This window comes from Rhodococcus sp. EPR-134 (genome assembly GCF_001647205.1).
Taxonomy (GTDB): Bacteria; Actinomycetota; Actinomycetes; order Mycobacteriales; family Mycobacteriaceae; genus Rhodococcus_F; species Rhodococcus_F qingshengii.
Genome location: NZ_LVCT01000164.1, coordinates 1 through 6885, shown reverse-complemented (window position 1 = coordinate 6885; position 6885 = coordinate 1). Strand labels below are relative to the sequence as shown.

Here is a 6885-nt window from a genome sequence, read left to right as displayed (position 1 = left end):
GATCTCGATCCGGTAGTGAAAGTCGAAGAGCCGCAACGCTCGATCGCGTGCCCACACTACCGGGTCGAAGGGTGACAACAGCGCATCCGCACGGATGGACCTGGGACGCTTCGCTCGCGGATCGATCCACACCTCCCTTGCCTTGCCTCGACGCTCCCAGCCGTCGACGGACACCCGGCGCACGCTGCCGGCGTCTTCGAGTTCCTGCAAGGCCGTTCGTGCTTCTGCGCTGGGCAGACGAAAGTAGTCGGCGATGTCGTCGAGGGTGCCGAGACCGTGTGCCTTCACACCCCGCAGCACCAGTTCGCGTATCGCCTCCGACCGCTCGACGTGTGCGTCGAGTATCTCGGGTGCAAGCATCTGCTCGGCCAGGCCGTAACGACGCTCGAAACCGGCGCGCCCCGCCGAGACCACCTCGCCCCAACGGAACAGCGTCTCGAGCCCGACCTTCACGTCGGACCACCCCCACCACGGACCGCGCCGCGTGTTCGCCTCGTGTTCGATCTCGCTCGCCGCCATCGGACCGTTGTCGCGCAACTCCTGCCGCAACCAATCGAGGAAGACGCGCCGATCGGAAGCCCACCCGTCCTTGTCACTCAACGCTTTGGCGCGAAACTGGTCCATCCGCCAGCGGAACAACGGCCACATGTCCACCGGCAAGAACGTTGCTTCGTGACCCCAGTATTCGAGGTATCCCGAACCGGGGGTGAAGGCAAGCTGATCGAGTCTGGATTTGTCGTATGCGCCCAATCGCGCATAAACGGGTAGGTAGTGACTGCGTTCGAAGACATTGACCGAGTCGATCTGCAGCACCTGCAGCCGGTCCATCACGCCGACCAGATTGCGACGCGTCACCGTCGTGGGATGCGATTTGCCGAATCCCTGAGCGGCAAGCGCTATGCGACGGGCAGCTGCCAGTGACACGACTTCGCTCATAGTGGGCCAGACTACGCACACTCACCGACACGCTTCAGGCGGCCGAAGCCCGACGGCCGAACAGTACTGCCGACATGAACACCTGCAACATGGCCGCGTTCTCTGCGGCAGCGTCGAACTTCATCATGCGGCCGACATCCGGGACCAGGTTGAGCGCAGCGTGAACTACGAACTTCGCCTCTACTGCCGACAGCTCAGGACGAATCTCTCCGAGCACTCGCGCCCATTCGACCACGTAAAGCTTCTGGCGATTCTTCAGATCGCTTCGATGACTCGGCAGAAGGTTGTTCATCTCGGAGAAGTAGACCGACATCAATTCGTGCTGTGCAAACGACAACTCCACGTACATCGCCGACAGTGACCGGAGCACTTGTTCGTGCGAAGTCGCGGAGTCGAAGACCGCTGCCGTCGCCAAGTCCAAGCGATCTGCAGCTCGATAGAACACGGCGCCGAGAAGCTCTGCCTTGCTGGGAAAGTAGCGGTACATACCGGACGCGTTCAAGCCGGCGGCCGCGGCGATCTCTTCGATGCTGACGTCGTGATACCCGCGAGAGTCGAAGAGGCGCACGGCTTCCTGCAAGAGACGTTCACGTTTGTTCGTGGTCACGGTTCGAGGTAACGAGGACTGCTCCAAGCGGCTAGCGGTGATTGCACCCTCACCTTGATCTATCGCCAGACACGCGTCGAGCAGAACCTTCTCCATCGCTCGCTGGGGCAGCAACAGGTTATGGACGGTGATACTGCCGATGACGCTGAACATCGCTGCCACGACAAGGGTCTCGTCCCTCGCCGTCATCGCGGGTTCGGAGCGCGAAAGATACCGGGCTACTCGGCGATTGACCGTACTGGCTTGCGCTCGAACGGATTTCCGATCATCGGTGTCGAGAAACCGGCTCTCCCAACGATAGATTCCGGCCGTGCGCCGATTGCGGATCGTCGTTCGTATCACTGCAATCAGATCTTCGCGCAACCGCTGCGCATCGGTTGCCGCAGGCGCAACCGAAACGGCATCGAGGGCACTGGCGAGCGCTCCGGTCAACTCCAGTGCCGCGTGGCGGAACATCGCGTACTTGTTCGGAAAGTGCCGATAGAGCGCCGAACCCGAAATACCGACCGCCGACGCGATGTCGTCGACACTGACAGCAGGATATCCGCGCTCACTGAACGCGATTGCCGCTGCAGCCGCGATCTGCGCCTTGCGGTCCTTTGGTCGCCTCTTGACGGAGTCGGACCTCGGCTGCCGAACAATCCCATTCGACGTCTGCGCGTCGACGAACTGATCGTTCAGGCTCACCGTGTACCCCACTCTCCAGCCCTCACGCACAAAGCACTTCGATCCGCCTGCTCATCAGACGAGAATCAGCATAAGCATGATTCTGAAAACTCGTACACCGATTTCAGCACATCGCGCGTCTAGAGTTTCAGACATGCAGGTAACGCTGCCTTTGATCAGAACACACCACTCACCCTTCGCCACCTCCCCCGTTGCTTCCACCGAGAATCTTCGTTAACAAAACGTTGCCTGTGGCCACCAGCAGTGGGTAGGGTCACCGCTCGAAGCATCCAGCCCGCATCCACGAAGCAATCCGACTGACAGATTCGGAATATTCGTAAACATACACAGGATGTCGATATGAACAGTTCCGATATCTCCACGTCAATGAAGGAAACTCGGTCAACAGGGCTGACAGTTCGACGAGAATTTCGGTTCACATAATGCTTGCTTGGACACATATATGTGTGAGATGCTTCACAGGCAGTTCGCTCGACCGCCAGCGCTCGAACAGTTCGAACTCCGTGCCGAACACTGTTGATCTGCAAAGGAATTCAATTAGATGACGTACGAGCTGCCAGCCGCGAAGGGCCCGGTGCGAGACGTAGCGTTACAGGGGGGCTATCTGATCGGATTCTCGGTTCAGGCACTCTTCGGCCTGTTCACGGCAATCCTGCGCAGACGACTCTCATTGCACGAGACGGTTACTCAGACCCTGTTCATCGGTCGCGTCAGCACCGGCCCGTCGCTGCTTCTCATGATTCCGATCGGTGTATTCATCGCCGTCTCGGTCGGTGAACTGGCCGGCCGGATCGGAGCCGGTGGATATTCCGGAGCTGTCGTAGCTTTCATCATCGTCGGTCAGGCCGCGGCGCTGGTGTGCGCGTTGATGATGGCCGGTGTCGCAGGATCGGCGATCTGCACGGATTTGGGTTCACGAAAGATCCGGGAAGAGATCGACGCGATGGAAGTGATGGGCATCGACGTGATCGAGCGCCTCGTCGCACCGAGATTGGTTGCGGCAGTGATCGTCTCCCTTGCACTGTGTTCGATGGTCACCTTCGGCGGTGTGATCGCGTGCTACCTGTACCACATCTACGTCCAGCATCTTCCGGCCGGAACGTTCATGGCAACGTTCAGTCAGTACGGGCGATCTTCCGACTTCGTCATGGCTTTGGTGAAGGCTGCGGTCTTCGGCATCGCTTCGACTTTGGTCGCCACCTTCAAAGGTCTACATGCAAAAGGTGGCCCACGCGGCGTTGCCGACGCAGTCAACGAAGCCGTGGTCATCGCGTTCGCGCTCGTCTTCATCGTGAACACAGTGTTGTCCGCGCTCTACACCGTAATCGTCCCGGCAGTCGGTGAATTCTGATGTCGCTCGTCGATCTCCGTGTTCGAGCACGTCAAGCGAGCAGACCCCTGCGAACCGCGGGCGACGGCCTCGTCTCCCTCGGTCAGCACGTCACTTTCTACGTCCGCACTATCGCATCGATCCCCTTTGCGCTCACCAAGTACCGCAAGCATGTACTCGGTCAGATCAGCGAGGTCAGCTTCGGCACGAATTCCTTGTTGTCCGGCGGCGGCACCATCGGGATCGTCTTCGCGATGTCGCTGGCCGCGGCGATGATGTTGGGCGTCGAGACCCACCGGGGCCTCGAGCTTGTCGGGATGACCTCGCTCTCCGGCATGCTGTCCGCGGTTGCCAACACCCGTGAACTGGCCCCTGTTGTCGTCGCGATCGCGTTGGCCGCCAAGGTCGGAACGGGTTTCACCGCCCAGATCGGGGCCATGCGTATCTCCGACGAAATCGACGCGCTGGACTCGATGGCGATCCGATCGATCCCCTTCCTCGCGGGTACCCGGGTGATCGCTGCCATGATCTGTGTCATCCCGATCTACATGATCGGACTCCTGGCCAGTTACCTCTCGACCCGACTGGTCGTCGTGTTCTTCAACGGCGCATCGGCCGGTACTTACGACTACTTCTTCCATCTGGCGATCTCTCCGCAGGATCTCCTGTACTCGGGTCTCAAGGCCGTGGTGTTCGCCGCTGTTGTCGCGCTGGTTCACTGCGCGTACGGCTACTATGCCTCCGGTGGTCCGGCCGGCGTCGGGCAAGCGGCCGGGCGCGCGCTCCGGACTGCGATCCTCGCGATCGGAATCCTCGACGTACTGATGACTTTCGCGCTGTGGGGCCTCGTGCCCCAGATCCCGGGAATGGGGGTCTGAGCCGTGGACAGACTCACTACACGCACGAAGATCGTGTACGCCCTTCGCGGCGCGATCGCCATAGTCGTAGCCGTCGCCGCCGCCGTGACAATGGTTCTACGCGGTTCGGGAAATCTCGAGCAGAGCACCGACATCTTCGTCGCTGTTCCAGCCACAGCCGGTCTCATCAGCGGTGAAGCTCCGGTTCGGTACCACGGCGTCAACGTCGGCCGAATCGGCGAAATCGAATCAGGAACCGCCGAATCCGTTGTGCAGTTGCAGATTCAGACCGATGACGCGTCGAAGATTCCCGCTGACGTGGTGGCTCGCGTTGTTCCACGCACGTTCTTCGGCGACATCTACATGCAGCTCGTGGACAGTCCGAATGAGCAGGGCCAGACGACTCTGGCGGACGGAGACGAGATCCACATGGACGACGGTCCCGAAGCCGTTGCGCTCTACGACGTGTACACCAAGTTGGTGGGCGTCCTCACTGCGATGCAGCCCGAGAAGTTGCAGACAGCCCTGACTGCGCTGGGCCAGGCGCTCGACGGAAACGGAGCCGAGATCGGTACCACGATAGACAATCTCAGTGCCGCGTCCGGCGTACTGACACCCGCCGCACACCAATTCCTCGAATCGACACCCGAATTCAAGTCGGTCGTCGACGCGTTGGACCGTGCGACCCCCGACATTCTCGATACCTTGGCAGCCGCCACAACCGTCTCGAACGACATGGTCGCCAACAGAGCGAATCTCGAGTCCTCGATCGGCGCGGCCGCAGTCTTCGCCGCTACCGTCGACGATTTTGTCGGGGCGAACAACCGAAACATCATCACTGTGATCGATTCCGCCGGAAAGATACTCGCAACCACCGCGGCCAATCCCGGAGGACTGCGTTCCACCCTCGCCAATGCCAGTACGTTCGGCGCCGCGGGCGCTCGAGTCTTCGCCACCGGAAAGTTCGACATCACAGCAGTTGCCACGTTCGCCGAACCGCTCCCATACACGGGTGATGATTGCCCGCAGTACGGTGACTCGCGCGGAGCACAGTGTTCGGGCTCCAACCTGACGCCTGAACAACCCGTCAGTGCCCCGGTCGTGGGCGGCGTAGCCGAAGCGGCCCCCCTGCGGTACCTCGAAGATCAACTACTGGGCGGATCGCCGGAACCCTCGGATACCCCCAACCCGGCAACAACACTGATGTTGGGGCCGATGGTCAGAGGTAACGAGGTGACCGTCCCGTGAAGGTCCGTCCTGGCCAGGTAATTCGGTTGTCACTCTTCTGTCTCACCGGCGTCGCCTGCGCGTCGTTCGTGGCGAACACGTTGTCGGTCCCGGTTCGCGGAAGCACCGATTCGTACTCGTTCGAGTTCACCGACGTCGAAGGACTCAACCCGGGCAACCCGGTCACCATGTCGGGTGTGCGTATCGGCCGCGTGGACTCGGTTGCGTTCGCCGACAACGGAGGCGGGACGAGCAAGGCGATCGTCGACGTCGAAATCGAGTCGCGATATTCCCTCGAGTCGGATGTCCGTGCCGCCGTGCGCTACGGCGACATGCTCGGTGCTCGATATCTGGCACTGACGCAGGACGACAGCGCAACAACGGTATCCGCACGACAGCTCGAACCAGGTGACACGATACCGCTGGCGCAGACAACACCGCCGATCAACTTGACGGCCCTGATGAACGGGTTCAAACCGTTGTTCGCCGCGCTGCAGCCCGAGCAGGTCAACACGCTCACGCGAAGTTTTGTCGAAACCTTCAACGGCCAGGGCCAGGCAATGACCACCCTGCTCGACCAGATCGCGACCATGAGTTCCGGCCTGGTCGACCGTCAGGACGTCTTCGCGCAACTACTCACGAACATGAACACTCTTCTCACCTCCGTCGACGAGCGTCAACCCGAATTGGTCGGTCTGTTGGACGGTTTGAACGATCTGAGTACTTCCGTCGTCGGGCAGAACGATCAACTGGTCTCGCTCTTGGATCAGGGAAACCGCACTGTCTCGTCCTTGGCTCAGATCATGGCCGGGTCGAACGGTGCATTCGGTCAGACCGTGCAACAACTCGAAAGTGTCACCGGGAGTTGGATTGCGAGCACCGACGAGTTCAACAGACTTCTCGTCAACCTTCCCCAGTTCGCCGACGCCGCCAACCGGATCGGAAGTTACGGAAGTTTCATCAGCCTGTATCTGTGCAATTTCACTCTGAAGGCAGGCGACATGGAAGCCAACATCTTCGGTCCGACACACTCGCCGGTGTGCTCATGATGTTCCTGGTCAAGCTGATCGACGTGTTCGTCGGCATCATGCTCTTCCTGTTCAAAGGGGATCGCCGTCGCAGCGGTAGCGGCACCGCTCTCGCCCTGGGCAGTCTCGGAATCTTCGTTCTGGTGGTGGGACTCGGCGCCGCCTTGGGCATTCCGAAGCTCTGGTACAACGTACGCACGTCGGCATACACAG

General features: G+C 60.5%; 6 protein-coding genes and 1 pseudogene. 5 read left to right on the top strand and 2 right to left on the bottom strand.

Features of this window, described 5'->3' with window-relative positions; all coding sequences use genetic code 11:
• Both A2J01_RS07535 and A2J01_RS07530 read right to left on the bottom strand, forming a co-directional pair.
• A partial coding sequence (locus A2J01_RS07535) for a winged helix-turn-helix domain-containing protein (protein WP_064112434.1) occupies positions 1-936 on the bottom strand: 936 nt, incomplete at its 3' end.
• A gap of 34 nt (positions 937-970) precedes the next feature.
• Positions 971-2230, bottom strand: coding sequence for a TetR/AcrR family transcriptional regulator (locus A2J01_RS07530; RefSeq protein WP_007734242.1), 1260 nt, complete (start codon positions 2228-2230; stop codon positions 971-973).
• A gap of 541 nt (positions 2231-2771) precedes the next feature.
• On the opposite strand from A2J01_RS07530, the gene A2J01_RS07525 reads away from it, so the two are divergent.
• The 5 genes and pseudogenes from A2J01_RS07525 to A2J01_RS07505 all read left to right on the top strand — a co-directional run.
• The gene (locus tag A2J01_RS07525; protein WP_003945485.1) at positions 2772-3581 is read left to right on the top strand and encodes an MlaE family ABC transporter permease; all 810 of its coding nucleotides are present in this window, start codon (positions 2772-2774) and stop codon (positions 3579-3581) included.
• Positions 3581-4438, top strand: coding sequence for an MlaE family ABC transporter permease (locus A2J01_RS07520; RefSeq protein ID WP_003945491.1), 858 nt, complete (start codon positions 3581-3583; stop codon positions 4436-4438). Before A2J01_RS07525 ends, A2J01_RS07520 begins: the two co-directional genes overlap by 1 nt.
• Positions 4439-4441: 3 nt before the next feature.
• Positions 4442-5665, top strand: a complete 1224-nt coding sequence (locus A2J01_RS07515) for an MCE family protein (RefSeq protein WP_007734237.1) — start codon at positions 4442-4444, stop codon at positions 5663-5665.
• Positions 5662-6693, top strand: coding sequence for an MCE family protein (locus tag A2J01_RS07510; protein WP_042449469.1), 1032 nt, complete (start codon positions 5662-5664; stop codon positions 6691-6693). Before A2J01_RS07515 ends, A2J01_RS07510 begins: the two co-directional genes overlap by 4 nt.
• A pseudogene (locus A2J01_RS07505) lies at positions 6690-6885 on the top strand (virulence factor Mce); the annotation flags it as partial. The gene A2J01_RS07510 and the pseudogene A2J01_RS07505, both read left to right, overlap by 4 nt.